Raw genomic sequence first — 26,481 nt, 5'->3', positions numbered from 1 at the left:
GGCAGTTCCGGAGTTCAGGAAGGGGTCTGCAGTGGCTGATCAGCTGGACGTCGAGGAACGCTGGCCCGAGCTGTTCGCCCCTCTCGACGACGTGCAGCGACGTGCTGTTCTGCAGTCGCTCGCGAATGCCTGGCACGAGGGCTGGGAGCCGAACCGCGAGGACGTCGCGAACCTCACCGACCGCGCGCTCGGCCGCATCGACAAGGACGAGTACCTGCGCCGGGCCCACGAGACCGCCCGCCGCCGCGCCGGCAACGAGAGCTGAGGCGGCCACGTGGCGCAGGACCCGTACGCCTACGCACCGCCCCACCACGACACGCTGCAGAACAAGTTCGGCGAACGTGACAAGGACACGCTGAAGGACCTGGAGTACGCGGCGGTGCTGGACCGCCAGCGGGAGCTGGAGTCCGGCGAGGCCGACGTACCGCGCACGTACGACGCGCGACACGTGTACGCGATCCACGCGCACCTCTTCCAGGACGTTTACGACTGGGCCGGCCAGACCCGGACGGTCCCGCTGACCAAGAGCGGCCCGGGCGGCTTCGCGCCGTTGAACCAGATCGACCGCTACCTGGCGGACGCCACCAAGCTGATCGAGTCCGCCGACTGGGCGTCGATGGACCTCGACGAGTTCGCGGCGAAGGCGGCGGAGGTCCACGCCTACGTGAACCAGGCGCATCCGCACCGGGAGGGCAACGGTCGCGCGGCCAAGGTGTTCATGCAGCACGTCTCCGAGCTGTCGCCGTACCAGCTCGACTTCACCAAGGTGCCGCCCGACGTGTGGAACCAGCGGTCGATGCTGACCGATCCGGATCTCGGCCAGTACAAGCCGGTGCCGGACGAGATGGTGCCGGTCTTCAGGTTCATCGCCGAGCCGCGCCCGGGCGGGCCGACCAGAACCCTGGTCCCGGACGAACTGAAGGAGGTCCGGCGCGTGGCGGGGATCGATCCGGTCGAGGCCTCGTTCCGGACCACCCAGTCGAAGGGCACGGCCGGCAGCACTCGCCCGGGCTCGAGCCGGAAGCGCCCCGGACCGGAGAGCGGGCGGGGCTGAGGCCCGGGCACAGTAGGTGGTTCGCGGGATGTGTGCTTGGGTCTTGCCGTGGAGAGCAGGCATCGGCGGGTTCAGCGGATCGTGGCCGGGATGTACGTCGGGATTCCGGCGCTGCTGTTGGTGGTCGTGGCGCTGATCGCGGCGACCGGGTCACCGGCGGCGTGGATCGGCTGTGTCGTGCCGGTGGTGATGCTGGTGCTCGGGTTCGTTCTGTGGCGCCGGCATCGGTACCAGCCGCGGTGGTGGCTGCCGGTGGCCGCGGTGTTCGGCGGTCTGACCGGCCTGATGGTGACGCTGTTCCCGTTGGCGGTCGGGGTCTGGTGGCCGGCTGTGCTCGCGCTGCCCGGTCTGATCATCGGGATCGTCGCGGGGCTCGCGCTGGCCCGCGCGGCCGACCGCGCGCTGCTCGTCCCGTTCATCCCCGAGCTGGCGAGTACGCCGTACGAGCTGGTGTTCCGGCTGCGCGGGATCCCGCTCGCCGCAGTGCTGGTCGACGCCGACTCGGTGACCATCCAGTCGCACCCGGTCCCGCGCTCGGAGCACCAGCTCCGCACCTATCCGCTGAGCGGGATCACGGGCACGTACGAGTTCTCGCTGTCGGGCTCGGAGCGCCTGAAGTTCCCGATCGCGGTGACGCAGGCGATCGGCAGCGCGGGTCCGGCAGTCATCCTGCAGGCGAACGGTGACGACTGGGTGCTGCCGACCAACCAGGCCGGCACCCTGATCGACGTCCTCACCGAACGCCGCGGGGACTAGACCAGACGCCGGGGGACTAGGACGCCTCGCGCTCCTTGCGGGCGGTGTCGGCCTTCTCGGCCTGCCAGCCGTCCTCGTTCTTGCCGAGGCGCCAGTAGCCGGACAGCGAGACCTGCTCGCGGGCCAGGCCGCGCTCCTGGAAGAGGTTCTTGCGGATCCGGAACACGAAACCGGCCTCACCGTGCACGAAGACCTGCGGGGTGCCGGCCGGAAACTCGAGCGCCTCAACGGCCGCGACCAGCGCGTCACCGCGACCACCTGCTGCGGCATCGCGGTGGAACCAGCGGAGGTCGACCTCGCCGGAGCCACTGAATTTCTGCTGCTCGGTCTCGTCCGCCACCTCGAGCAGGACCGTCGCCCGAGCGCCCGCCGGGAGTTGCTCGACCGCGGCGCCGATCGCCGGCAGCGCGCTCTCGTCGCCGACGAGCAGATGCCAGTCGGCCGTCTCCTCCGGCTTGTACGCGCCACCCGGACCGTTGAACCAGAGCACGTCACCCGGCTGCGCGGACGCCGCCCACGGACCGGCGATCCCCTCGTCACCGTGGTGGACGAAGTCGATCGTGAGCTCGCGCGTGGCCTCGTCCCAGCTGCGCACGGTGTAGGTCCGCATCGTCGGCCACTGCTCGGCCGGGTACGTCTCCCGGACCACGCCCATGTCCAGGGGCTCGGGGTACTCGACGCCGTCCTTGCAGAACAGCAGCTTCACGTAGTGGTCGGTGCAGCCGTTGTCGGCGAAGTCGTCGGAGGTGAGCACCACCCGGATCATGTGCGGGGTGATCCGCTCGGTCCGGCGGACGACGGCGCGCTTGCAGACGCGGTTACGGCGGGGTGCGGGGCTGGTCACGCGACCACGGTCCTCTCGGGCGGATAAGTAAGGTCTACCTAAGTAGACTAACCCACCCGCCCCAAGGGCTCAGGTTCCACGGATGGAGAACGCCTTGCTGGCCGAGGCGATCGAGGCGCAGGCCGGGACGTAGGCGCGGTACGGGATCGAGCCCTTGTACGCCGGTTGCGCATTCAGCGTGTAGCGCCCGGACGACCGGACCGCTCCCATGCTGACGGTGCGCCAGGCGGAAGCGCCGTACAGCCGCTGGAGGAACACCTCACAGCCGGCGCGCACGGTGTGCACCGAACCGTTGACCGGGACGATCGTCCCGACAGGCGCACTGGTCCTCGACGGGACTGCGCTGACGGTGGGCTTGATCAGCGGCCGCAGTACGACGAGTCCGAGGCCCCCGACCGACGACGGGTTGCCGGGCAGCAGCAGACAGTTGACCGCGTTGGAGTCGGCTGCCGTGTAGGCCTTGGTCACCACGCCGTTGGTGTCGGTGAGGTTCGTGTAGCCCGGACCCATGTATTCGGCGCAGGTGTTGTCGATCCCCAGCTCCACCCGCACCCTGCTGCCGTAGGGCTTGCCGGTCTGCGCGTCGGTGACCGCCCACTTGATCGAGTACGGCTTGCCGTACGGCACGTACTTCGGCGTCACCGAGGCGGTGATCTTCGGCTGATGCGTTCCGGTGACGGCGAGCGACGGACCGGCGTACGGCGTCGGGTCGGTCATGGTGCCGCTGCCCGGGAAGAACGGTCCGGTCTGTACGCCGGTGACCTTGAAGGTCCCGTTCGCCGTCGACGGGACCTGCAGCGGCCCGCTCCAGGTGCCGTTCGTCTGCCGCGCGAGGTTGGTGGACAACAGCGTCCGCTCCTGGCCGGTACCGCCGGTCCGTTCGAGAATCACGTTCACCGGGCCCTTGGTGTCGTCCGGAGAACCGGTGCCGTACTGCCCCTTGACCGTCACGGTGACCGGTGCGGTGTTGAGTCCGCTGACGGCGACGCTGCTCCGACTCAGCGTTACCGAGGTGATGTGCAGATCCGGATCGGGAGCGGCGTGCGCCGTCACGGGGACAGCGGCCAGCGGTACGGCGAGCAGCGCCGCGGCGAGCACTCGGCTGGTTCTCATCATCACGTCCCTTGGATGGTGAACGACTTGCTGACGCCCGCGACGAACGGCTCACAGGCCGGGAAGTACACGCGGTACGGAATCAGGCCCTTGTACGACGGCTGCGCGTTCACCGTGAACCGCCCGGACTGCCGCACCGCGCCCGTGCTGACCGTCCTCCACTGCGTCCGCCCGTACAGCCGCTGCAGCTGAACCGCGCACGAGCCGGTCACGTGCGCGACCGAACCGTTGACCGGGACAACCGTTCCGACCCGGGCGCTGGTCTTCGACGGCACCGCCGCGATCGCCGTCGGCCGCGCCGGGAACAACCACTGGCCGGCGATGTAGTACGGATCGGCCATGATGTGCGCGCAGTTCAGCGCACCGGCGTCGTCGGCCGTGTAGTTCTTGGTGATGACGCCGTTGGTCCCCGTCCGGTACATCGGGCTGCCGCCCTCGGCGCAGGGCGTGTCGACGCCGAGGCCGATCGGGATCTGGGAGCCGTACGGCTTGCCGGTGGCGGTGTTCGTGACCACCCAGGTGATCGAGTAGGGCTTGCCGAACGGCACCACCTTCGGGTTCACCGACGCGGTGATCCGCGGCAGGTTGGTGCCCTGCACGGTGATCGTCTGACCGGAGTACGGCGTCGGGTCGACCGGCGTTCCCGGGTCCGGGCCGCCGTACGGGCCGGTCATCACACCGGTCACCTTGAACGTGCCGTTCGCGGTCGACGCGACGTTCAGCCGGCCGGTCCAGGTGCCGTTGCGGAGCGTGCCCCCGGTGCGCTTGAGGTCGGCCGACACGATGCCGTCGCGTGGTCCGGTGCCACCGGTGCGCTGGAGGACGACGTTCAGCACCAGGTTCTCGTCACCGGGTTCGGTCGAGTTGTAGCCGCCCTTGACGGTCACGTTGATCGGGTAGGTGTTCAGGCCGGACACCGCGACCGACGTACGGTCGAGGGTGACCTGGGTGATCGTGAGGTTCGGGTCCGGGTCGGCCTGTGCGGGTGCCCCGAGCAACAGCCCCATGACCGGCGCCGCGGCCAGCGCGGCCATCACTCGTGTGAGTTTCATGCACTGAGCGTGACAGGGCGACGGCGCCGTTCCAAGGATTTCGGGCCAGGACTGCGCGATCGGGCCGGTGCCTCTAGACCGGTTGCCAGGCGGCCGATTCAACTCGCGGGAGCCGACTGTTAACCCCCAGGTCATGCACAGCCTGTGTCGGGGACGGCTACGGTCCGCACCCTGGTGCAATGAGCCAGGTCTTCGGGACGGAACGGCACCCGGCGTACTTCGTCCCTCGCACGGACCGGCTCGGCAACCCCGTCTCGCTCGGCCCGACGCTGCCCGAGAGCAAGGCGATCCTGTTCACCGGCGCGCCGGGGATGGGCAAGACCTCGGAGCTGGACCGGGCGGAGGATCTGGCGCAGCGCCAGGGGTGGACCACGATCCGGCTGCCCGCCAACTCGAAGCTCCCGCTCGAGCACGCCTTCACGATGGCGGTCCGGGAGAATCTGGACGAGCTGCGGGACCGGTTCGGCGACCGCCCGGTCGGCAAGCTCAGCAGGACGGTCCGCGACCTGACCCGGAGCGGCCGCAAGACCCGGGTCGGCTGGGAGGGACGTTTCCTCGGCGGGGTGTTCCCGGTCGAGCTCGTCCTGAAGCAGGAGAAGGACACCACGGCGTACGACAACCTCGGGACCACGCTCGAGGACTTCGCGGACGAGCTCGGCAAGCTGACCGAGGTCGACGACAAGCCGATCCTGTTGCTGGTCGACAACGTCGACAAGGCCGACGAGTTCAACCTGGCCGGCCTGAACGAGCTGGCGATCCACATCGAGCACCTCAAGCGTCCGGTCTGGCTGATCGCGGCCGGTGGCGCGAAGTCGACCGGCGAGCTGATGCGCGCCTCCCGCCGGATGTCCGGCATCGCGACGACGATCACCAACCAGTTCGACATCCGCACGCTCGGACCGCTGTCCGACGCGGAGCTCCGCCCGTCCCTGACCGTGCCGCTGGAAGCAGCCGGCATCCGGTACGACGACGCTGCCGTCGACTCGTTGCTGTTCGCCGCCAACGGCGACCCGAGCTGGCTGCGGGACCTCGGCGAGACCGCGCTCGCGTACCGGCATCCACAGCAGGGGATCACCGTCGACGTGGCGCGGGCGGCGATCGCCGACGTGTGGGCGGGGGCGGCCGCGCGATACGAGGCCGAATGGGGCCAGCGGGAGACCAACGCCGCCCAGAAGGAGTTGCTGGCCCGCGTGGCGGCCGAAGGCCCGAACGGCCTGGAGATGCCGGAGGTGACCGGCGCCGCCGGTGCCGGTGAGTGGCAGGACATCGACAAGGCTCGCCAGGAACTGGTCGCCCGCGGGCTGCTGCGGGAGCACGACGAACGCATCGTGACGATCCCTGACCAGGGGTTCCAGGACTGGGTGAACGACCGTCTCGGCCAGACGCCGGCGGTTGCCCGAAGCCCGGAGTTCGGCCGGGTTATCGCCCGGCAGGAACCCGCACTGGCCCCGGCGCACCCGACAGGTGGGCGAGCACTGGTCAACCAGGTCTTCGGCGCGGCGGGTGCGCTGGTGCACCCGGTCGACCGCGCCGACGAGCAGGGCCGGCCGGCATCGCTCGAGGAGCGGGACCCCGACGGCACCACGGTGCTGTACACCGGACCGCCCGGGATCGGCACCAGCCAGGAGCTGGACCGGGCCCAGGCGATGGCCGAGGAGGACGGCTGGATCACGATCCGGCTGAACGCGTCCCGCCGCGAGTCCATGGAGGCGCGGGTGATCCGCTCGATCCGCGACCAGCTCGACACGTTCAGGGCGAAGTACCCGGCCTCCGAGGTCAAGCAGCTGCGGGACATCCTGAACAAGATGGCGGTCCGGACCACGAACACGATGAACACCGCACAGTCCCGGTTCGGCTTCTCGCCGCTGAAGGTCGGCATCCACGCCTCCTGGGAAGGCGTCGCCAAGGACTCCGTCGGCACGACCCTGAACGAGGTCGGCGAGCACCTCGGCAAGATGGCGCTGCCGAGCCGGACGCCGATCATGCTGATGGTGGACAACCTGGACGCCGCCGAGGAGAACGACCTGGTCACGCTGGTCAACCTGTCGTCCCACCTGCGCTCGATGCGGCAGCCGATGTTCCTGGTCGCCGCGGGCGGCGAGGACGCGTACTCCCGGCTGCTCACCGCATCGGGCGGGAAGTCCGGCACGGCGTCCAGGGACATCAAGAAGATCGACGTCCGGAAGCTTCCGTCGCTGACCAACGACCAGTTGCGCGCCGCGTTCACCCGTCCGCTCGACCAGGCCGGCGTCCGGTACGAGCCCGCGGCGGTCGAGAACCTGGTCGCGGCCGCGGAGGGGAACCCGACCCGCCTCCGGACGCTCGCCGCCGGAGCGCTCGAGATCGCCGATCCGAGCACCGGAATCTCCGCGGAGATCGCCACCACCGCGACCAGCCGGCTGAACGTCCAGTCCCGCGTGCTGTACGACGCCGCCTGGTACAACTGCACCGCCGCCCAGAAGGAGCTGCTGGTGCGGACCGCCGCGCGCGGCGCCCAGGGGATCGCGGACCCGGCGCAGTCAGACCAGCAGGAGTCTCGTCGCTGGGACCTCGACGGCGCCGCCAACAAGCTCGTGGCGCGTGGACTGCTGACCCGCTCCGATCATCAGATCCGGGTCGCCGACCCGGGTTTCCGGGAGTGGGTGCAGACCCGGCTCGGCGTCAACGCCGCCCAGGCCGGTATCGCGCACCCGGTCGCTCCGCGGCAGCTCGGCGCCGGCGGCGAGCGGCCGCCGCAGGACCGGCCGGCCCTCGGCCCGGTCGGCGGCAAACGCGACATCCAGGCGAACCGCTAAGAACCACTAGGGCCGCGCCTCCCGCTCGGCGGGGGACACGGCCCTGGGACGAAGCGCGGGTTACGGCCAGATCGAGCTGATCCACTCCGGGTGGTCGATGAACGGGTTCCGGTTGTGCTGGAACTGGCTGTAGATGACCTCGTTGCGGTTCTTCTCGAACGCGTCCGGCGGGTCGGCCGCCGCCCAGGCCTTCAGCACCGACAGCTTGCCGATGTACGGCGCCGTACCGTTGCTGACCTTGTCGTTCGGCTCCAGGTTCGCGAAGCCGTCGTCGCCCTCGTAGCGGACGGCCATGTAGAAGATCATCCGGGCAACGTCACCGCGGACCGCCGCGCGCGGCGCGAACGAGTCCGAGTCCGCCGTACAACCGGTGCACTGGGCAACCGCCGTACCGCCGTTGTCGAAGTCGAGGTTGCCGCGGGCCGAGTTCACCGAGACGTCCTCGGGGCGCAGGTGGTGGACGTCGGTGCCGGGGCCGGTCGCCGTACCGAAGTCGCCGTGCGACTTGGCCCAGACGTGCTCGCGGTTCCAGTCGTCGACACCGCCGCCCTGGCTGCTCTTCGCGATCGAGCGGCCGGAGTAGATCTCGATGACGTTGTTGCTGTTGTTCGGGTCCTGGTCGGTGACCTTGAGCGCGTCCCAGACCTGGTCGTAGGTGAGCTTGGTCTGGTTCGAGATGATCGTGTGCAGCGCGGACTTCAGTGCGGCACCGGTCTTGCCCTCGGCACCGGCGTAGTAGTCACCCGGATCCGGGCCCGGGTCCGTGCCGCCCCCGCCGGCGAAGGCGGTCGCGTTCTTCAGTCCCGGGTGCGAGAAGTACGCCGCCAGCGCGCCGGTGACCGTGATCTGCTTGCCGACCAGGCTCGGGTTACTCTGCAGCCCGTACGACGCCCGGAACGCGGTCGGGATCTGTACGTAGAGCATCGACGACGTGCTCGTCTGGGTGGCCGAGTCGGCCAGCGCCAGCGCGTAGTCGTTCGGGAAGTTGCTGCGGACAACGGTGCTGGTGGCGGTCGGCTGACCGACCACGTACCCGGTGACGGAGGCCGTCGAGTTGTCCTGGCGACCGATCGCGGTGGCGACCGTGATTGACGTGGCGGCGTTCGACGGGGTGATGCCGAAGCCGAGCAGTGCTAGTACGGCGGTGACGAGCAGCGCCGGACGAAAGAGTCGGGGCACGACTACTCCCAGGGGCGGTTGGGTAGCGGACGGTGGTCAGTCTGCCCGCCCGGCCCCGACGACGAAACCTTTCGGCACCTGAAGATTGTCCGGCCATCCGACAAACACCGGGGTTCAGGGCAACTGCAGGCGCCCGATCGGGCCGGTTTCCACGAGAAGCTTCGAGCGTTTCGCGGTCGGATCAAGGTCCTCGTACAGCAGGTACGCCCCGGACGGCAACGAAGTGCCGGCGCAGGCTCGGATGTCGATGCCGGCGTCAACGACCTGCGACTGGCCGGCCTGCAGCTCGACCACCTTGGCGGTCGTGCTGACGGTCGCGTGCCCCACCATCCGGCCGTCGCGGACGACAGCGACCCAGTGCGGCGGCAGACCCGCGATCAGCGGGTGCGGCAGTCCGCCGTTGTACCGGTACTCCGCCCGGATGGTCCCGGACCACCCGGTGGCCGTGCGGTTGATGGTCTTCTGGGTCAGCGTCACCGTCGCGACGAATCGCCCGCTGGGGACGGGCTCAGGCGCGGGAAACCCGTCGCCGCAGTGGTACGGCGCGACCGGGGCCGGCCGGGGCGTGGCCACCGCCGTCGTCGCCTGGCCGGCCGCCGTCGTCGGGCCGGCCGGAGTCGTGGTGCCGGCCGGAACCACGGCGTACGCGCCGACCGCGAGCGCCGCCACGGCCGCCAGACCGGACGCACCGGCCAGGCTGGTGCGTACCCGCCGGCGACGACGGATCCGGCGGAGGATGTCGCCCTCGTCGACCTTCACGGCGTTTTCACCGGCCATTTCCTCGAGCAGGTTCCTCAGATCGGTCATTTCATCGTCTCCTCGGGTACGGCGAGTTGCGTGGCGAGCTTGCTCCGGGCATCGGCCAGGTGGCGTTTGACCGTGCCTTCGGCGCAGTGCAGACGCGCCGCGATCTCCGGCACCGTGAGGTCTTCGTAGTACCGCAGCACGACACAGGCACGTTGCCGGGGCGACAGCGTGGTCAGCGCCTGCCGAACGTCGCCGGCGAGTCCGGGGTCCTCGACCTGCACGGCCGGCTGGAGGAGCAGGTGACGTTTCGCCCGCCAGCGCCGAGCGCGCCGGGTGCTGTCGACGTAGCGGTTCAGCATGACCCGCCGTACGTAGCTCTCCAGCTCGGGGATGTCGTCGTTGACCCGGAGCCGGCTGAAGACCCGCAGCAGGGCGTCCTGCACGAGATCGGCGGCAGCGGACGACTCGCCTGTCAAGAGATAGCCGTACGCGCGCAACGCCGTACCCCGGGCGGCGAGGAGATCGCGGAAAGCTCGTTCCCAGTCGGCCATGGCACCTGTTCCGTCGGCTGCAGTTCGCTTGCACTGTCAGCTGTCAAGACGACCCAGGACGGTGGAGCGTTGGGGGGTTCGCCGGAGAAAGTTGAACCGGTGGGGCGGCGAGCGAGTGAGTGTCGCTCACCACCCCACCTGGGTGGATGGGCCCCCATCAGACCGCGGCGAACCGCCGCTGCCTGCTTGCCCAACCACCAGCGAGGTGCCACTGGCGGGCAGCACCTCACCGACCAAAGGGGAGGAACCCACGATCCTCCATCGGTTGGCGTGGTGCGGACGCCGTTTACGGACCGTACTCAGTTGCACACCCGTTGTCCATGGCTCAGCGTGACCGTCTCACATTGCTGACCTGTCGTTGTGAGGACAGCGGACCCGCCGGGCGTTGCTAGCATCCCGGGGGTGACCGTGTCGAGGCCGTTGCGGCTCTTCAATTCCCTCGGGCGCCGGGTCGAGGACTTCACGCCGGCCGCGGACGGCACCGTGCGGCTGTACAGCTGCGGCCCGACCGTCTACAGCTACGCGCACATCGGCAACCTGCGCGCGTACACCTTCGCCGACACGCTGCGCCGCGCGCTGCTCTGGAAGGGCTGGCAGGTCGATCACGTCATCAACATCACCGACGTCGGCCACGCGGTCGCGGAGGCCGAGCTCGGCGAGGACAAGCTCGAGGTCGCGGCCGCCCGCGAACGCCGGTCGGTCGAGGAGATCGCCGCGATGTACACCGAGGCGTTCTTCACCGATCTCGCCGCGCTGAACATCCTGCCCGCGCAGCACTACCCGCGTGCGACGCAGTACGTCGAGCAGATGATCGCGTTCGCGGAGCGCCTGGTCGAGCGCGGCTTCACCTACGAGATCGAGTCCGGGCTGTACTTCGACACGTCCAAGGACCCGACGTACGGACAGCTCGGCCTGATCGATGTGAGTGGACAGCTCGAGGGCGCGCGGGTCGAAGAGGTGTACGGGCGGCGCGCGAAGACCGACTTCGCGCTCTGGCGCGCGGAGGCGCCGGGGCAGCTGCGGGCGATGCGCTGGAACTCGCCGTGGGGCTGGGGCGCGCCGGGCTGGCACCTGGAGTGCTCCGTGATGAGCATGCTGCTGCTCGGCGAGCACTTCGACATCCACACCGGCGGGGTCGACCACCGGCAGTTGCATCACGTCAACGAGATCGCGCAGAGCGAGGCGTACCTGGGCGACGGGCAGCCTTGGGTGAAGTTCTGGCTGCACAACGAGTTCCTGCAGCTCGGGTCCGCGAAGATCTCGAAGTCGGCCGGCCACATCCTGACCGTGAGCGAGCTCGCGAAGCAAGGGGTCGATCCCCTCTCCTACAGGCTGTTCCTGCTGGGTGGTCACTACCGCGCGCAACTCGAGTTCACCACGGGCGGTCTGGCGAGTGCCCAGACCGCGTTGCGCCGGCTGATTCGGCGTACGTCGGCACTCGGTGCGTTGCCGGTGGTCACGACCGCGAACGAGGCCCGCGCGCTGGCCGGGGACGACGCGGCCGCGATCGCCGTGATCGACCAGATCGACGAGGCGATCAGCGCGGACCTCAATACTCCGCGGGTGCTGGCGTTGCTGCAGGAGTCGTTGCGCGATCCGGCGTTGTCGGAGGCGGGTCAGCGGGCGGTGGTCGCGGCGAGTTCCGCCGTACTGGGTCTGACGTTCGAGGCGCTCGACGCTGGTGAGTCGAGCGGGGACAACGACGATGCGGTACGGAAGCTGGTCGCCGATCGGGAGGCGGCGCGGGCGGCCCGGGACTGGGCGCGTGCGGACGCGCTCCGGGCGGAGCTGACCGAGCTCGGCATCCAGGTCACCGACACCGCCGACGGCCCGACCTGGACCCGCATCACCTGAGCCGACGCTTGTCCAGCCAGTCGGCCCAGACAGCGAGCGCCTCGCCCGGCCCGCTGCGTCCGACCCCGATCCGGAAGCGGTCCGTCGGCGTCCCGGTCAGCTCGGAGGCGTAGATGCTCGACGGCAGCAGCAGTACGCCGGCCTGCTCGACCAGCTCCGCGCACATCGCCTCCACACCGTCGGAGCCGAGGTAGCGCGGGTAGCAGACGCAGCCACCGTCAGGCGCGGCGAACTCGAACAACTCCGGGTACCGCCCGAAGAACTCCGCGAACACCGGCAGGTTGTCGGCGATGATCCCCCGGTTGCGCTCCAGGACGCGATCCCTGGCCCGCAGCGCGATCAGCGCCAGCACTTCGCTCGGTCCCGCGTTGCAGATCGTCGTGTAGTGCTTCGCCCGTTCGAGCCGGTCCAGGACGGCACGGTCGTGGCACGCGATCCAGCCGATCCGTAGCCCCGGCAGTCCGTAGGCCTTGGACATCACGTTGAGCGAGATCGCCGTACTCGACAGGTCTGTTGCTTGTGGCAAGGGGTTCGCCTCGAGGCCGCGGTAGACCTCGTCGGAGAACAGCGTGATCCCGCGGTCGTCGCACAGCCGCACGAGCCGCGCCCAGGTGTCCGGTGCTGGAAGCGCGCCGGTCGGGTTGTTGGGGAAGTTCACCGAGACGATCCGGGTGTTCGGGCGCAGCGCGGCCTCGATCGCGTCGACTTCGAGCGCCCAACCGTCCTCGGCCCGCAGCGCCACCCCGGTCACTTCACACACGGACAGCGGGATGGTCTCGGCCGCTTGGTAGTTGGGTGTCAGGACGACGACGTGATCCGTTGGCTCGACCAACGTCCGCATCGCCAGGTAGATCGCTTCCTCGGCGCCCGCGAAACACAACACGTCGTCGGGACTGACGGTTTCGTAGGTCCGGGCGATTTCCTCGCGGAGCGCAGGCAGGCCGCGGGTCTCGGTGTAGCCGAGGGACAGCGTGTTCCAGCGTTCGCGACCGTCGGCGTCGGCAAGCGCGAGCAGCTCGGACATCGGCAGCGTTTGCGCGTCGGACGCGGTCAGGTGGTAGCGCGCGCTGAACTCCCAGCGGGCGAAGTACGTCTCCAGACGGAAATCAGGCAGGGTCGGCATGCTGCTCCTTCCGGGTTCGACCGGTCGTCAGGCCGGTACCGGGACGGCGTCGGATCGTTGGGAGCGCTTCAGTCCGTACAGCAGGAGACCGATGGAGATCGCCCCGACGACGGCGTACGTGATCCGGCCGCCGATGCCGTCCCAGGTGGTGTGCAGCGCGACCGCCACGGCGTACATCCCGAGGAAGAACGCGAAGTGCCGGCCGCTCGGCGCGGTCACGAAGCGCCACAGACCCCAGCAGGCCAGCCCGGTCCACGCAGCGTGCCCCGCCGGCGACAGCAGGCCGCGGATGAACAGCGTCTGCTCGGCCGCACCGACGTTCCCGTTCGACTGCAGCAGCGCGACGAACGCGTAGCCCATCGTCTCGAGGATCGCGAACCCGGTGCCGACCGCGACGCCGATCACGATCCCGCGCCCGATCGACGTCCGGTACCGGTGCCCGAAGAACACCACCAGGATCGCCGGTACGACGAGTTTCGCCGCCTCCTCGATCACCCCGACCCCGACCATCGGCAGCGTCCCGAGCCGGCGCATCGCGTCGTACTCGAGCAAGCCCGCGACCACCACGCCGACGACGCCGCCGAACAGCAGGCAGCCGCCCAGCGTCGGCCCGTCGATCAGCCACCGCCCGGACCGCCCGGCCGCGAACGTCACGAACGTCAGCGGGACGACGAGCGCCCCGAGCAGGATCATCGTCGGGAACAGGTTCGGGTTCCCGGTGTCGGCGAGCACGGCCAGTACGGCGACGTACAGCCCCGCCCCGATCAAGAAGGTCCCCACCCACGCCCATCGGCGTACCAACTGCTGTGCGGTCATTCGTCGATGGTGCCTGGTGCTGGCGTGGTTGCGCCATGTCGCAGGGACGGCAGTGATGGACAGGGCGGTAACCCGTGACGTGATTGCAAACTCTCCCAGAAGCAGAGGTGAGCCTGCCCCCATCCTCTCGAAGGAGAATCCGCCTATGTCCTCCTCCAGACGCATCGCCGCGGTCACCACCGCTGCGGTGCTCGCCCTCGGCGCGGCGACGGTCACCCCGGCGTCCGCGGCGCCTCCGAGCCCCACCGGCACCCCGGGCGCGACCTCGGTGGTCACGCTGATCACCGGCGACGTCGTCTCGGTGACCGACGCCGGCAACGGCAAGAAGGCCGCCAGCGTCGTTCCCGCGGCCGGCCGCGAAGGGGTCTCGTTCCACACCGTCGAGGCCGACGGCGGCCTCCGGGTGCTGCCGAGCGACGCCGTACCGTATGTCTCCACCGGCGTACTCGACGTGAACCTGTTCGACGTCGACGAGCTGATCGCCGACGGGTACGGCGACTCCGCGGCCAAGCAGCTCCCGCTGATCGTCAAGGACAGCCCGGGCTTCCGCGGCGCCTCGACCCTCGCGGGTACGACGACCACGCGGCAGCTCCCGTCGATCGGCGGCCGGGCCGTGGACGCGGCCAAGGACCAGCTGCCGGAGCTGTGGAAATCGCTCAAGCCGGCCGTCGGCGCCCGCTCGCTGAACAGCGGTGTCGGCAAGATCTGGCTGGACGGCAAGATCAAGCCGGTGCTCGACAAGAGCGTTCCGCAGATCGGTGCGCCGGACGCCTGGAAGGCCGGGTACGAGGGTTCCGGCGTCAATGTCGCCGTCCTGGACACCGGCGTGGACGCGAACCACCCGGACCTGGCCGGCAAGGTCAAGGAGAGCCAGGACTTCTCCGGCAGCCCGAGCGGCACCGAGGACCACTTCGGCCACGGCACGCACGTCGCGGCCACGATCGCCGGCACCGGTGCGGCCGCCGGCGGTACCCGCAAGGGCGTCGCGCCGAAGGCGGACCTGCTGGTCGGCAAGGTGCTCGGCGACGACGGGTACGGCTACGACTCGTGGATCATCGCCGGCATGGAGTGGGCCGCGGCCGAGGGCGCGAAGGTCGTCAACATGAGCCTCGGCGGTGAGGCGACCGACGGCACCGACCCGCTCAGCCAGGCGGTCAACGACATCACCGCGCAGACCGGCACGCTGTTCGTGGTCGCGGCCGGCAACGAGGGCCAGGACGAGTCCGTCGGTACGCCGGGCGCCGCGGCGTCGGCGCTGACGGTCGGCGCCGTGGACCGCAACGACCAGCTGGCCGAGTTCTCCAGCCGCGGACCGCGACTCGGCGACTCCGGGCTCAAGCCGGAGATCACCGCGCCGGGCGTCGACATCATCGCCGCCCGCGCGGCCGGCACGGTCATGGGCGACCCGGTCGACGAGCTCTACACGGCCGCCTCCGGTACGTCGATGGCGACACCGCACGTCGCCGGCGCGGCCGCTCTGCTGGCGCAGCAGCACCCGGACTGGAAGGCCGACCAGCTGAAGAACGCCCTGGTCAGCACCGCGAAGACGCAGCCTGAGCAGACCGTCTACCAGCAGGGCGCGGGCCGGGTCGACCTGACTCGGGCCGTCGCCCAGAAGGTCACCGCGAGCGGCGTCGCCGACTTCGGTCTGGAGACCGGTACGCGCACGATCACCTACCGGAACGACTCCGACGCACCGGTCACGCTGACCCTGGCCGCTCAGGTCACCAACCTGGACGACAAGCAGCCGGCGACCGGCTTCACCCTGCCGGCGACCGTCACGGTCCCCGCGAACGGCACCGCCGACGTACCGCTGAGCCTCGACCCGGCCAAGGTCGGCCGCGGCCAGTACAGCGGCTGGGTCGTTGCCACCGGCCCCGACGGCGTCGTCACCCACACCGCGGTCGGCGCGCTCCGGGCCGGCCCGAAGCACAAGGTCACGCTCCGCGCGGTCGACCTGGACGGCAAGCCCACCGGCGTCCCGGTGATCTCGCTGTACGGCGACAACTCGCGCTCCGACGTACTGGCCTGGATCCCGAACGGCGAGACGTTCACGGCCGAGGTCGAGGAGGGCACCTACCTGCTGCACTCGCTGGTCGACAGCTCGAACCCGCAGGACGAGCAGGCGAGTCTGTTCACCGACCCGAACGTCGTGGTCAGCAAGGACACCGAGATCGTCATCGACGCGCGGAAGGCGGTCCCGATCACGATCGAGACGCTGAAGCCGTCGGAACAGCAGGCGGTGCTCAGCTACTACGTGCACCGCGTGTACGGCAACGGCCGCTCGATCAGCCACGGCGTGATGCACTTCAGCACGGTCAAGCAGGTGAACGTGACGCCGACCAAGCCGGTCAAGGACGGCAGCTTCGAGTTCTCGTCCCGCTGGCAGCTGGTCGCGCCGATGGTGCAGGCGTCGATCCCCGGAGTCGCCGGTCCGCTCGACATCAACCTGCTGCACCAGTCGCCGTCGTACGAGGGCCGGCGCCGGTTCCCGATCGTCACCTCGCTCGACCAGGCGAAGGGCGCGCTCGTGGTGCTGGACTCCGACGGTGAGAAGGAGCAGATCAAGGCGGCCGCGGCGGCCGGCGCGGCGGCGGTCATCCTGATCCGGCCGGCCGACTGGTCGGCGTGGACGGTCTGGCGGCCGACCGGTGACCGCGAGCCGATCCCGGCGATGGTCACCACGTTCAAGGACGGCCAGAAGCTGGTCGACCGGGTCCGGCGCGGGAAGGCGACGATCGACCTGACCCTGACCACGTCCAGCCCGTACCTGTACGACGTACAGCAGGTCTCGACCGGGGCGATCCCGGCGAAGATCCACTACAAGGTGACGCCGGCGAACAGCGCCCGGATCACCACGCGGTACGCCGACAACGGCGGCTTCAACTGGGCCAAGGAGCAGCGCTTCGGATGGCGGCCGTGGCAGGAGTACTCGTGGAACGACTACCAGCGCTTCGTCGAGACCCCGAAGGTGCGGGAGGAGTGGGTGACGTCTGGTGACTCGCTCTGGCAGCACCGGGTGCACCACCTGTACACGTGGGACACCATGAACCCGCTGTCCGGCGGTATGACGTCGGTACCGCGCAGCTACCGGACCGGTCAGTCGGACGAGACGTGGTTCGGTCCGGTGGTCCGGCCGGCGGCAGCACCCGGCGTACAGTCCACGCGGACCGGTGACCGGCTGTCGCTCCGCATCCCCTCGTTCGTGGACGCTGCTGGTCACTACACGATCAAGGAGACCACCAAGGCGTCAGCCACGCTGTCACGGGACGGCAAGGTCGTCGCGGAGATGCCGAACGCGTGGGCCGATGTCATCACCTCCAGCGCGGACGCGGCGTACAAGCTCGACCTGTCCACCGAACGGATCGACAGCGAGGGCGAGTGGAACTGGGGCACGCGTACGGCGACCTCGTGGGAGTTCCGCTCGGCCAAGCAGTCGGATGACAAGGCCACGCCGCTCGCACTGCAGCAGGTCGACTACAAGGTCCCGGTCGACCTGACCGGAAAGGTGAGTGCGCGGACGCACGTCATCGGCTTCGAGTCGCCCCGCGCGACCTCACTGCAGGCGTCGGCGTCCTTCGACGAAGGCAAGACCTGGCAGAAGCTCGCAGTCATCGGCGCCGCCGGCCACTACCTCGCGGTGGTCCCGAACGCCCACGACACCGTCTCCCTGAAGGTAACGGCGCGCAGCACCACTTCCACCGTCACCCAAACGGTCATCCGCGCGTACGGGGTTCGCTGACTGGTTGTTTGATCGCGGGCGGGTTGTAGCGCTGCATCGGCGCAACAGCCCGCCAGCGGCCTGCTTTACAGCCAGTCGCGCTTGGCCGCCTGGAAGGCGAGGCCGGTGCGGGTGTCTACGCCGGCCAGGGTCATCAGGCGGTCCAGGCGGCGCTGGACTGTGCGGCGGCTGATACCGAGCTGGTTGGCGATGGACTTGTCGGGCACGCCGGCGACGAGCATGGAGAGCAGGAGGCGCTCGGAGTCGTCCAGCCCTTCGGACTGCTCTTCCTGGTCGGCCTGGAGGCGCACCGGGGTCGCCAGCTCCCAGTAGCTCTCGAAGAGCGCCAGTAGTGCGTCGAGAAGCTGGCCGCGGCTGATGATCGCGGCGGACGGTTCACCGAGGCTCTCGTCGTCGCGGACCAGCGGGCAGATCGCGGTCGACCGGTCGACGATCGCGATCCGGACCGGGAGCGTCGGCAGTACCCGGGCTTCCTCGCCCCAGCTGACTCCCTCGGCGATCGAGTCGAGTTCACCCGGGGTCTCGATCAGCGCGCGCTCGTAGATGGCCCGGTACCGTACGCCGCGCGAGAGAGCGCCGTACTCCTCGGTGTTGTCGGCGCCCTGCATCGCGAGCGGGTTCGCGCGGCAGAACCAGAGGATCTCCTCGCGGGCCGAGTTCTGCAGGTCGGCGAGCCGTTCGCGGAGCGTGCCGGCGCCGACGATCACCTCGACCAGGTGGTGCGCGTCCCGGCGGCTCGCACTGGCCCGGAACTCCTCGCTGAGCGCGGCCACCGTCTTCCGGGCCGCCTCGAGCGACTCCTGGCGCCGCAGCAGCGTGGTGCCGAGCGCGACGTCCGGCGGCAGCGGCCGGAACACCGGGTCCTCGGCCGGCTGCACCGTCACCAGCCCTTTGGCCTGCAGTCGCTGCAGTACTTCGTCGGTCTCCGCCGGCGGCAGTTCGGCGACCTCGGCGAGCTCCGCGGCCCGCGCCGCGGTCAGGCCGACCAGCAGCCGGTACGTCTGCTCCTCGCGGGCGTCGAGCAACAAGCCGTCCTGCATCCGCCCCACCTCCGGGCACCACCTAAGCAGGGTTCCTGAGCAGGAAGCGAGCGCTTTCCCTCTGGCACGGATCAGCCATGACACGTCTGCGCCATCACGGAAACACTGAGCACCCGTCACTTCCTGGTCAGAAGCCAGCGGAACTCGCCGCCGCCGAGCCCACCGCCCTGGAGAAGAGATCGATGATGAGCTTGACCGACTACGCCGGGATCGCCGGCCTGATCGCGGCGGCCGCCGTGGCGATCTGGATGCTGCGCAACCACCGCACCATCAACACCACCAGCGCCCGGCACCGCGGCGCCCCTACCCTGCGACTACCGCGACCGGCACACCCGGAGCGCGCTTCTTCGCGTAGTAGTAGGTGAGCCCGCCGTACGCGTACATCGACAACCCCAGCGCGGCCATCAGCCCGATCACGACCCACTGCCACGGTCCCTCCTGGTAGAGGGCCAGGAACCAGGACTTGGTGTCGTGATTACCGGTCAGCTTGAAGATCGCCGGTACGACGGCCTGCGGGAACAACGGGATCGCCGCGAATCCCAGGCAGAACCCGGCGAGCGTCCGCCGCCACCTCGGGAGCGCATCGAACCCCGCGGTCTTCTTGGCCTGTTCCGCGGGCGATCGGCCGTGCTTGAGCAACGTGAGGAGCTCCGGGCCGCGCGTGTCGAGACGGTGAGCTGCCACGCGACCGAAGTACCACCAGGACAGGACGCCGGACAGTAGGCCGACCGGCACGCCCCACCAGCCGGTGTAGAGCGCCACGATCAGGGCCGGGGCACAGGTCGTCGCGACCAGCACGAGCATCACGTAGACGATGCCCATCGTCTCGCCCTCGTTCTCACCCGAGTTGAGCGGGTTCCCGGCCCGCTTGTGCGCATCGGTCGTCGGTACGGCGGCGTACACCGAGCACGCCACGATCAGACCGGCTGCACCGCCGAGGAGCGCGGGCAACACGCTCAGCACCAGCGGCCACGCGCTGGAGACTCCGGACCACCAGGTGAGCACGACGGTGATGAGCAGCGTCAACGGACCGAAGGCCAGCAAGAACGCCCGCTGCCGCGCCCGTACGTCGGGCCGCGCCGAGCCAGGCGTCATCAGCGTGGTCCAGAACGCAGTACCGTCCGCGCCGTACAGGTTGGCGCTCATCGAGCCGGCCATCACCACGGCGGCCGAACCCGCCCACGGCAGCATCGACTTCAGTCCGATCGCCAACGGCATCAGGCAGAAGAACACGCCGTACGCGACCGCGAAGATCGCCTTGTGACCGTAGAGCAGGTCACGGGTCCACGAGCGCAGTTCCTTCGCGGCGGCAGCGCCTTCTGGAGTCCGGGCGCTGAGGGTACGCCGGATCTTCCCGCCGGCCCGCGCTGCGGTTGTTCGGCGTACCAGAAGAGCGGACCAGGCGAGCAGCATCACGACAGCGAGCAGAGCGAGTCCCGCGAGTGCTGCGAGGACTCTGAGCCAGTCACCGCGCCCAGCTGCCTCGACAGCGGCCAGTCCCCACCCGGACGGCGCGATCCGGGCCGCTTGCGCCATCGTGCCCTGTACGTCGGTCGACACGAACGCGACGATCAGCGCCCACCCCTGCGCCGTGAACGCCAGGATGAACGCGTTGACGAGCGCTGCGATCACCGCACCGGCCCGGACCTGCAGGAGTAGGCCGTACACCGCGACAGCGAGCCGCGACGCCAGGATGAAGCAGAACAACTGCAGCAACACCGCCGGCACCGCGACGAGTGCCGAAGCGACACCCAGCTGGGTGCCTAGGACCACGAGACTCAGCAGAGCGACCAGGCTGATGACCGGCGCGACTCCGGCGAGCGCAGCCACCAGTAGACCGGTGGAGAGCGTCCGCGGCGGCAGCGGCGTCATCGTGAAGTACTCCGGCTTGAGCGTCTCGTCACCACCACCGGCGAACAACGGCCCAACCACCCAGCCGAGCATCCAGACCGCGAGTACGACGACCAATACGTCCTGATCGCCCCGCGCAGCGACCCACAGCGTCCCGCCCGCGAGCGCCAGCCCGACGAACCCACCGGTGACGATCCACGACCGGCGGAACTGGTCGTCGAGCGCATGCCGGAACGCGGCCAACCGCATCCGGACCAGGGTGCGCGAGGTGCCGTACGTCAGTGCGAGAGCCACGTCAGGCCTTCCGCACCGCGCGTCGACGCACCGACCAGTGACACGAACGCGTCCTCCAGGCTGCCGCCGGCGCGCACGTCCGCAACAGTGCCCGAGGCAACGACCTTCCCGTCCGCGATCACCGCGACCCGGTCACACAGCTGCTCGACGAGCGCCATCACGTGGCTCGACATCACCACGGACCCGCCGCCAGCGATGAACCGGTGCAGGATGGTTTTGATCGTCGCGGCCGACACCGGGTCGACCGCCTCGAACGGCTCGTCCAGCACCAGCAACCGCGGCGCGTGCAGCAACGCCACCGCCAGGCCGAGCTTCTTCCGCATGCCGGTCGAGTAGCCGATCACCTGCTTCTCGTCCTCGTGGTCGAGCTCGAGCACCTCCAGCAGCTCGGCCGCACGCCGCTTGACCTCGTCCTCGGGCAGTCCGCGCAGCAGACCGAGGTACGTCAGCACCTCCCGCCCGGTCAACCGCTCCGGCATCCCCAGCCCGTCCGGCAGCACCCCGACCAACGCCTTGGCCCGCACCGGCTCCCGCCACACGTCGGCCCCGAAGATCCGCGCCGTACCCCCGTCCGGCCGCAGCAACCCGACCGCCATCGACAACGACGTCGTCTTCCCCGCCCCGTTCGGCCCGAGCATCCCGAAGAACGACCCGGCCGGCACGCTCAGACTGACCCCGTCCACCGCCCGCTGCTCCCCAAAAACCTTGGTAAGCCCCTCAAGCTCCAGCGCTTCCTCCATGAGAAGCACCTTCCCACCAAACCCACCCCCAGACGTCACCCTCCCGACGGACCCACCCCATCACCTACCGGACGGACGACCACGACGATGGGGACCATCAGCGCCTGCCACGGGACCGGGGAGGCGCCAGCGTCGTGGTTCGGCTTTCGTCCCGACATACTGACCGGCCGGGTCGACCACGACCGTGAACTCGCTGATCCCCGGTGATCCAGCGTCCCGCCAGCTCCGGACCGAAGCCTCCACCGCGTCCCAGATCCGGATCGGACCGCCCTGGACCACCGAGCCGTCGGCCGCAACCGTCGCATAGGACTCCGTGGTCACGTCCACCAGGTAGTCCACAGGCTCTCGTCCCGCCGCACTTCGCGCATGCTGAACATTGGGTACGGCGAGTTGACCCAGGAACCGGCCCATGGCCTCGTCGAGGATCGCCGGCGACAACGACGTCGTCGATCGGTGCTCGTCCGAACCGCCGGTTCTGATGTCGGTCAGTCCCGGGGCAACCTCGCGCCGCGCCGGCATGAAAGAAGCTGGATCGTCGAGCAACCGGCCCTCGGCGCTGCTCGGACCAGTGGTCTGCAGACGAGCAAGGGCGGACGCATGCAGCCAGCCGGTCAGCGTCAGCAGAATCTGCCCACCAGGTCTCGTGGCCTCGATCCAGCACTCGGGGAGCCTCCTGAGTGAGCAGGCTGCGATGACCCTGTCGTAGCCGCCCGGAGGTGGCGTGGGCAGTCCATCCAGCGCATCACCGACAGCGAGCCTCGGACTGTAACCAGCATCGGTCAGCGCCGTTCGGGCAGCCCCGACCACCGTCTCGGCCACATCCATGGAGGTGACCCGCTCCGACGTCAGGCGCTCGCAAGCCAAGGCAGTCGAATACCCCGAACCAGTCCCAACCTCGGCCACCGTGGATGTGTCCTCGACGAGCAACCACTCCCACATCCGCACCACCAGACTCGGCATGGTCGCCGAGGACGTTGGCATTCCCGTCAACGGGCTGGACACATCGGCTGGACGGACAGCACCGTCGACCTGGGTCACCAGAGACTCGTCCGCGTAGACCTCCAGCAGCGATGTCTCGCTGACCGCGGCGAGATCGAGCGTCACCGGCTCCCACAGTGGGACTCCGTCCGGCCGAGCAGAGTGACGAAAGTACTCCCTGACGAAGACTTCGCGGGGCACAGCCTCGACGGCCGCTCGCCAACCGGCCGTGCGCAGGTCGCCGCTTCCTGCGAGCTGGTCGGCGAGGCGCTCGCGCAGCGTCCTGCTCTCCGGGTGGGTATCGACTGGCATGAGGACTCTCCTGTCAGCTCAGCAGATCCGCGAACGCCCGGGCGATCGGGACTCCGGTCTCGTGCTCGATCCAGCCCCACTCTCCACCGGGATTGCATTCGAACCACCACCATGTCTCGTCCAAGGCGTCGATAGCGAAGTCGAAGCATCCGTAGTACAGCCCAAACCTTTCCAGGTACTCGACCAGCAGTTCACGAAGGCCCGCCGGTGGATCGATCACCGTGTAGGCCTCGATCAGGTCGTACCGCTCCCGCCAATCGGTCAACGGGGACTCGATCCGTACACAGAACACCTGATCGCCGACGACGGTGACTCGCACATCGGCTGACTTGTCGACGCGGGCCTGAAAGAGATGCGTTGTCGAGCCGACCGACTCGTCCAACTCGCTGGCAGCTACAGCACGAACCCAGATCGTGCGTGCCTCGCCGTCTTGCTCGTACTGCGTCTGCCACAGTGGCTTGTACACGACAACGCCCTGTCGTTCCACGAATTCCAGAGCATCGTCCAAACGGTTCGTCAGGATTGTCGGTGGAACGGCGAAGCCCAACTCCATCGCCACGCTGAGCTGAGCCGGCTTGTACTCCGCGGCCATCTGTCGGCGCGGATGATTCACCTGACGGCTCCCAGGCAGCGCGGACAACATGCCGCCGAGACCGAATCGCGCCTGGTCCTGGGAGAACTTCGCGTCCGGGCAGTCCAGATTCCCGAACGACGGCGGTGTAGGACGCCGGTAGTAGACAGATCGGACTGCCGAGAGGTCTGCCAACCGGGAGGCTGTTCGCAATGACCCTGTGAACGATCCGCCTTCGTAGCGCGCAGTCGTCTCGAGCCGGTGTGGAAAATCGGCAAGATCGAAGCGGACCACCGGGACCGCACGGCGGTTGAGCTCGTCGATCACCAGGTCGGCGGTGGTGTCCTCACCCGTCACGACAAGGACGCAATCGCGCTGCACGGCTCAGTCCTGCTCGGCGTCAGGGTCGGTGCCGTCCTGGACCGCACGGCCGTCGAGATGTGTCATCCGGGGCACCCGGGTGTCGCGGATCGAGCCGTGCTTCGGGCCGGCCACCAACGTCCCGAGGTGGTCGTAGTACACGCCGAGCTGAGTCTCTTCGTCGACGTCGTGCGTGGCAGGTGCGAGGCGGCCCGGCGAAGCGAAGGGGCGCATCCGGGTGAGACCCCATGGTCGGTCCGATGATTTCTGCATTCCGCGTCCTTTCGTGGTGGACGGGACCGGCGCCGGTCGCAGGGTAGTCACAGCGCCGGACCCGCCGACTGAGGAGAACACGATCCATCTCAGCGGATCCGATGCCCGCGGAGCAGATGCGAATCCCGTGCACTCGGCAACGACATGTGCAGAACCTGTGCACTCCCGGGAAACCACGGGTTCGGCCCTCCTGTTCGTCCTGCGGTCTTCCGGCTACTGTGAGTGCAGGGACAATCCGCGACGAAGAGGTTGCATGAGTTCGCCCAATGAGTTGTTCGCCGCACTGCTCGACGAGGCGAGCTGCTCACGAAGCGCGCTCGCCCGTGATGTTCGCGAACTGGCGGCCGCCAGAGGCCTGAACGACGTGCGTTGTGATCACGTCGATGTCGGTCGCTGGCTGAAGGGCATGGCACCGCGCGGCCACAAGCCGGTCCTGATCGCCGAAGCCCTCGGTCGTCGGCTGGGCCGCGCGCTGTCGCTCGGCGAGCTGGGATTCGCCTCCGCGCAGCCACTGACACTTGGGCTGCTTTTCTCGGAGTCCCGCGACGTGACGATCCGAACTACTCGCACGCTGTGGACAGAGGATTTGAAACGCTCGGAATTCCTTCGGATGGCGGTGAGCGCCGGAACCCTCACAAGCCCGATGGCTCGGTGGATGGTCTCTCCTCCGGCCGATCCGCCGTACCGCAGGAACGGGGTCGGGCGGGTCGGCACCGAGGACGTCGCTGCCGTACGCGCGACCCTCCGCATGTTCGAGCAACTCGATCACCAGTTCGGCGGAGGTCACGCCAGGACCGCCGCCGTCCAGTACCTCAGCGACACCGTGACGCCTCTTCTGCACGCGAACTACAGCGATGCGACGGGCCGCGAGTTGTTCTCGGTCGCGGCCCAGTTCACCTACAAGACCGGTGCGATGGCGTACGACGTGGGGCTGCACGGACTTGCCAGACGGTATTTCGTCCAGGCGCTCAACCTGGCACACGCGTCCGGAGATCGCCCACTGGGTGGCAAGGTCCTCGCACTGATGAGCCACCAGGCGAACTACCTCGGCGAGCATCAGGACGCCGTGGACCTCGCAAGGGCCGCGAGCCTCGGAGCGGGAGGAACAGCAACGCCTCGCGTCAGATCGATGTACGCGGCGATGGAGGCCCGTGGCTTGGCCGGCCTGGGCAACAAGCGAGCCTGTCTGAAGGCGATGAAGCTGGCCGAGTCGGTCTTCTCAGCCGGCGCGGAGGTCGACGAGCCGGATTGGATCGCGTACTTCGACCGTGCGGAACTGCATGACGAATTGGCGCACTGTTTCACCGCTCTCCGAGCACCCCGCGACGCCGAGCAGAACGCGCACGTCGCCCTGGCACAGTCCACCGACCTGCATCCACGAAGTCGGACCTTCTGCCGGATCTCCCTCGCCACGTCGTACCTGGACGCGGGCGACGTACCGCGAGCCTGTGAGATCGCGGAGGACGCTCTCTCGACAGCGGGTCGAATCAAGTCCGCACGCGTTCGCAGCTACGTGCGAACCTTCGATCGCCGGCTACAGAGCTTCGGAGCCCAACGCTCAATCACCGGTTTCCGTGACCGAGCGCGCGACATCCTCTCGTCTGCGTCCTGAAGGTCAGGCGCCTGGAGTCCAGGCTCTGGGGCTGTCGGGGTCGCGGAGTGAGGCGATGCGGCGTTCTGCTTCGGCAGTGAGGCGGGGTTCTCGGACGAGCCTGCTGATCAGCCAGGCGGTCATCCGGAACTCGCGCAGCGCGGCGAAGGTCTCGTAACCCTCCCAGGTGCGCACGTCCCAGCCGTAGGCGCCGACGAACGCGTCGTACTCCTGCGGCGAGTACCAACCGAGTCGGCGATAGACGGCTGGGACGATGAGGTCCCACTCGCGAGGACCGCGACTGAACCGTTCGAGGTCGAGCAGTACGGCGCGGCCGTCGCGGCCGCGAATCGCGTTCTTCCGATTCGCGTCCCCGTGGATCACGCAGGTCCGCAGACCATCGCTCGTTGTCGTGTAGCGGTCCCGGAGGTTCTCGAGGTTCTGAACCATGAACCGGAGATCGTCGGCAGCCAGAGCCGACGCTCCGGCACCGAGATGCTGATCGAGTCGGACGAAGGGATCCAGCGCCGGGATCTCGAAATCCGTCGGGACCGGCACCGTGTGAAGCGCGTGCAGTAGTCCGGCGAGTTCCGCGGTACTGGCCATCGACGCGTCGACGACCTCGTGCCACAACGTGACGACATGGCCGTCGACCGTCAGAGGTTGGTCGATCGAGTCCAGCGGGCGCACGGCCGGTATCCCCTGAGTCTCGAGCCACCGGCCGGCCTGCACCTCACGGACGGCCCGGGGCTGGTGGGGGGTGTGCTGGGGCGGCGGCCAGAGCGGGTTATGGGGGCGGGTCCTCCGAGATGGGGGTGTGTGGAGGTGAGAACAAGATTGGGAGA

At 69.0% G+C, this 26,481-nt stretch carries 22 protein-coding genes; 7 read left to right on the top strand and 15 right to left on the bottom strand.

All coding sequences use genetic code 11. The features are described from left to right. Positions 1–31 precede the first annotated feature (31 nt). From ACWGID_RS12050 to ACWGID_RS12040, 3 genes are read left to right on the top strand one after another with little or no spacing between them, the layout of a single operon-like run. Positions 32–265 carry an antitoxin VbhA family protein gene (locus ACWGID_RS12050; protein WP_452196448.1) on the top strand — a complete coding sequence of 78 codons (234 nt, stop codon included), beginning with the start codon at positions 32–34 and terminating at the stop codon, positions 263–265. Between the two features lie 9 nt (positions 266–274). Continuing rightward, entirely contained in the window at positions 275–1,054 is a 780-nt protein-coding gene (locus ACWGID_RS12045) for a Fic/DOC family protein (RefSeq protein ID WP_452196447.1), read from the top strand. A gap of 48 nt (positions 1,055–1,102) precedes the next feature. After that, entirely contained in the window at positions 1,103–1,810 is a 708-nt protein-coding gene (locus ACWGID_RS12040; RefSeq protein WP_452196446.1) for a hypothetical protein, read from the top strand. A 16-nt stretch (positions 1,811–1,826) separates the two neighbouring features. Here the strand turns inward: ACWGID_RS12040 and ACWGID_RS12035 are convergent, their stop codons facing one another. The 3 genes from ACWGID_RS12035 to ACWGID_RS12025 form a co-directional block, all read right to left on the bottom strand. Beyond that, positions 1,827–2,654, bottom strand: a complete 828-nt coding sequence (locus tag ACWGID_RS12035) for a siderophore-interacting protein (protein WP_452196445.1) — start codon at positions 2,652–2,654, stop codon at positions 1,827–1,829. 69 nt (positions 2,655–2,723) lie between these two features. Next, positions 2,724–3,767 (bottom strand): hypothetical protein, encoded by a 1,044-nt coding sequence (locus ACWGID_RS12030; protein ID WP_452196444.1) that lies wholly within the window; start codon positions 3,765–3,767, stop codon positions 2,724–2,726. Between the two features lie 2 nt (positions 3,768–3,769). Then, a complete protein-coding gene (locus ACWGID_RS12025) occupies positions 3,770–4,819 on the bottom strand; it encodes a hypothetical protein (RefSeq protein ID WP_452196443.1) in 1,050 nt (349 codons plus the stop codon). A gap of 179 nt (positions 4,820–4,998) precedes the next feature. Between ACWGID_RS12025 and ACWGID_RS12020 the strand changes: the two genes are divergently transcribed. Then, positions 4,999–7,614, top strand: a complete 2,616-nt coding sequence (locus ACWGID_RS12020) for a hypothetical protein (RefSeq protein WP_452196442.1) — start codon at positions 4,999–5,001, stop codon at positions 7,612–7,614. 60 nt (positions 7,615–7,674) lie between these two features. Here the strand turns inward: ACWGID_RS12020 and ACWGID_RS12015 are convergent, their stop codons facing one another. The 3 genes from ACWGID_RS12015 to ACWGID_RS12005 form a co-directional block, all read right to left on the bottom strand. After that, positions 7,675–8,793 (bottom strand): endonuclease, encoded by a 1,119-nt coding sequence (locus tag ACWGID_RS12015; protein ID WP_452196441.1) that lies wholly within the window; start codon positions 8,791–8,793, stop codon positions 7,675–7,677. A gap of 114 nt (positions 8,794–8,907) precedes the next feature. Beyond that, positions 8,908–9,600 (bottom strand): hypothetical protein, encoded by a 693-nt coding sequence (locus ACWGID_RS12010; protein WP_452196440.1) that lies wholly within the window; start codon positions 9,598–9,600, stop codon positions 8,908–8,910. After that, positions 9,597–10,091 carry an RNA polymerase sigma factor gene (locus ACWGID_RS12005; protein ID WP_452196439.1) on the bottom strand — a complete coding sequence of 165 codons (495 nt, stop codon included), beginning with the start codon at positions 10,089–10,091 and terminating at the stop codon, positions 9,597–9,599. The genes ACWGID_RS12010 and ACWGID_RS12005 overlap by 4 nt, the downstream gene beginning before the upstream one ends. Positions 10,092–10,493: 402 nt before the next feature. Here ACWGID_RS12005 and cysS point away from each other — a divergent pair, with 402 nt between their 5' ends. After that, on the top strand, positions 10,494–11,945 hold the full coding sequence (cysS, locus tag ACWGID_RS12000; protein ID WP_452196438.1) for a cysteine--tRNA ligase: 1,452 nt from the start codon (positions 10,494–10,496) through the stop codon (positions 11,943–11,945). On the opposite strand, the gene ACWGID_RS11995 is transcribed toward cysS, so the two are convergent. Then, entirely contained in the window at positions 11,938–13,068 is a 1,131-nt protein-coding gene (locus ACWGID_RS11995) for an aminotransferase class I/II-fold pyridoxal phosphate-dependent enzyme (RefSeq protein ID WP_452196437.1), read from the bottom strand. The genes cysS and ACWGID_RS11995 overlap by 8 nt on opposite strands. Before the next feature lie 27 nt (positions 13,069–13,095). Beyond that, a complete protein-coding gene (locus ACWGID_RS11990) occupies positions 13,096–13,884 on the bottom strand; it encodes a PrsW family intramembrane metalloprotease (RefSeq protein WP_452196436.1) in 789 nt (262 codons plus the stop codon). 145 nt (positions 13,885–14,029) lie between these two features. On the opposite strand from ACWGID_RS11990, the gene ACWGID_RS11985 reads away from it, so the two are divergent. Further along, positions 14,030–17,626: a S8 family peptidase gene (locus ACWGID_RS11985; protein WP_452196435.1), complete on the top strand. Its 3,597-nt coding sequence runs from the start codon at positions 14,030–14,032 to the stop codon at positions 17,624–17,626. Positions 17,627–17,691: 65 nt separating this feature from the next. Here the strand turns inward: ACWGID_RS11985 and ACWGID_RS11980 are convergent, their stop codons facing one another. The 6 genes from ACWGID_RS11980 to tgmA all read right to left on the bottom strand — a co-directional run bounded on the left by ACWGID_RS11980 (position 17,692) and on the right by tgmA (position 24,045). Next, positions 17,692–18,666 (bottom strand): helix-turn-helix domain-containing protein, encoded by a 975-nt coding sequence (locus ACWGID_RS11980; protein ID WP_452196434.1) that lies wholly within the window; start codon positions 18,664–18,666, stop codon positions 17,692–17,694. Positions 18,667–18,969: 303 nt separating this feature from the next. Further along, entirely contained in the window at positions 18,970–20,811 is a 1,842-nt protein-coding gene (locus tag ACWGID_RS11975) for a hypothetical protein (protein WP_452196433.1), read from the bottom strand. Next, on the bottom strand, positions 20,796–21,551 hold the full coding sequence (locus ACWGID_RS11970; protein ID WP_452196432.1) for an ABC transporter ATP-binding protein: 756 nt from the start codon (positions 21,549–21,551) through the stop codon (positions 20,796–20,798). Before ACWGID_RS11970 ends, ACWGID_RS11975 begins: the two co-directional genes overlap by 16 nt. A 60-nt stretch (positions 21,552–21,611) precedes the next feature. After that, positions 21,612–22,841 carry a methyltransferase domain-containing protein gene (locus ACWGID_RS11965; RefSeq protein WP_452196431.1) on the bottom strand — a complete coding sequence of 410 codons (1,230 nt, stop codon included), beginning with the start codon at positions 22,839–22,841 and terminating at the stop codon, positions 21,612–21,614. 13 nt (positions 22,842–22,854) lie between these two features. After that, the gene (gene tgmB / locus ACWGID_RS11960) at positions 22,855–23,769 is read right to left on the bottom strand and encodes an ATP-grasp ribosomal peptide maturase (RefSeq protein WP_452196430.1); all 915 of its coding nucleotides are present in this window, start codon (positions 23,767–23,769) and stop codon (positions 22,855–22,857) included. Positions 23,770–23,796: 27 nt separating this feature from the next. Beyond that, positions 23,797–24,045 carry a putative ATP-grasp-modified RiPP gene (gene tgmA, locus ACWGID_RS11955; protein ID WP_452196429.1) on the bottom strand — a complete coding sequence of 83 codons (249 nt, stop codon included), beginning with the start codon at positions 24,043–24,045 and terminating at the stop codon, positions 23,797–23,799. Positions 24,046–24,298: 253 nt separating this feature from the next. Here tgmA and ACWGID_RS11950 point away from each other — a divergent pair, with 253 nt between their 5' ends. Continuing rightward, entirely contained in the window at positions 24,299–25,657 is a 1,359-nt protein-coding gene (locus ACWGID_RS11950) for a hypothetical protein (RefSeq protein WP_452196428.1), read from the top strand. Between the two features lie 3 nt (positions 25,658–25,660). Here ACWGID_RS11950 and ACWGID_RS11945 read toward each other — a convergent pair. After that, on the bottom strand, positions 25,661–26,481 hold an 821-nt coding region (locus ACWGID_RS11945; RefSeq protein WP_452196427.1), incomplete at its 5' end, for a phosphotransferase family protein.

The sequence above is a fragment of the Kribbella sp. NPDC054772 genome (assembly GCF_053611945.1).
The sequence above is the reverse complement of the archived record's forward strand: the minus strand, read 5'-3'. Positions and strand labels throughout refer to the sequence as shown.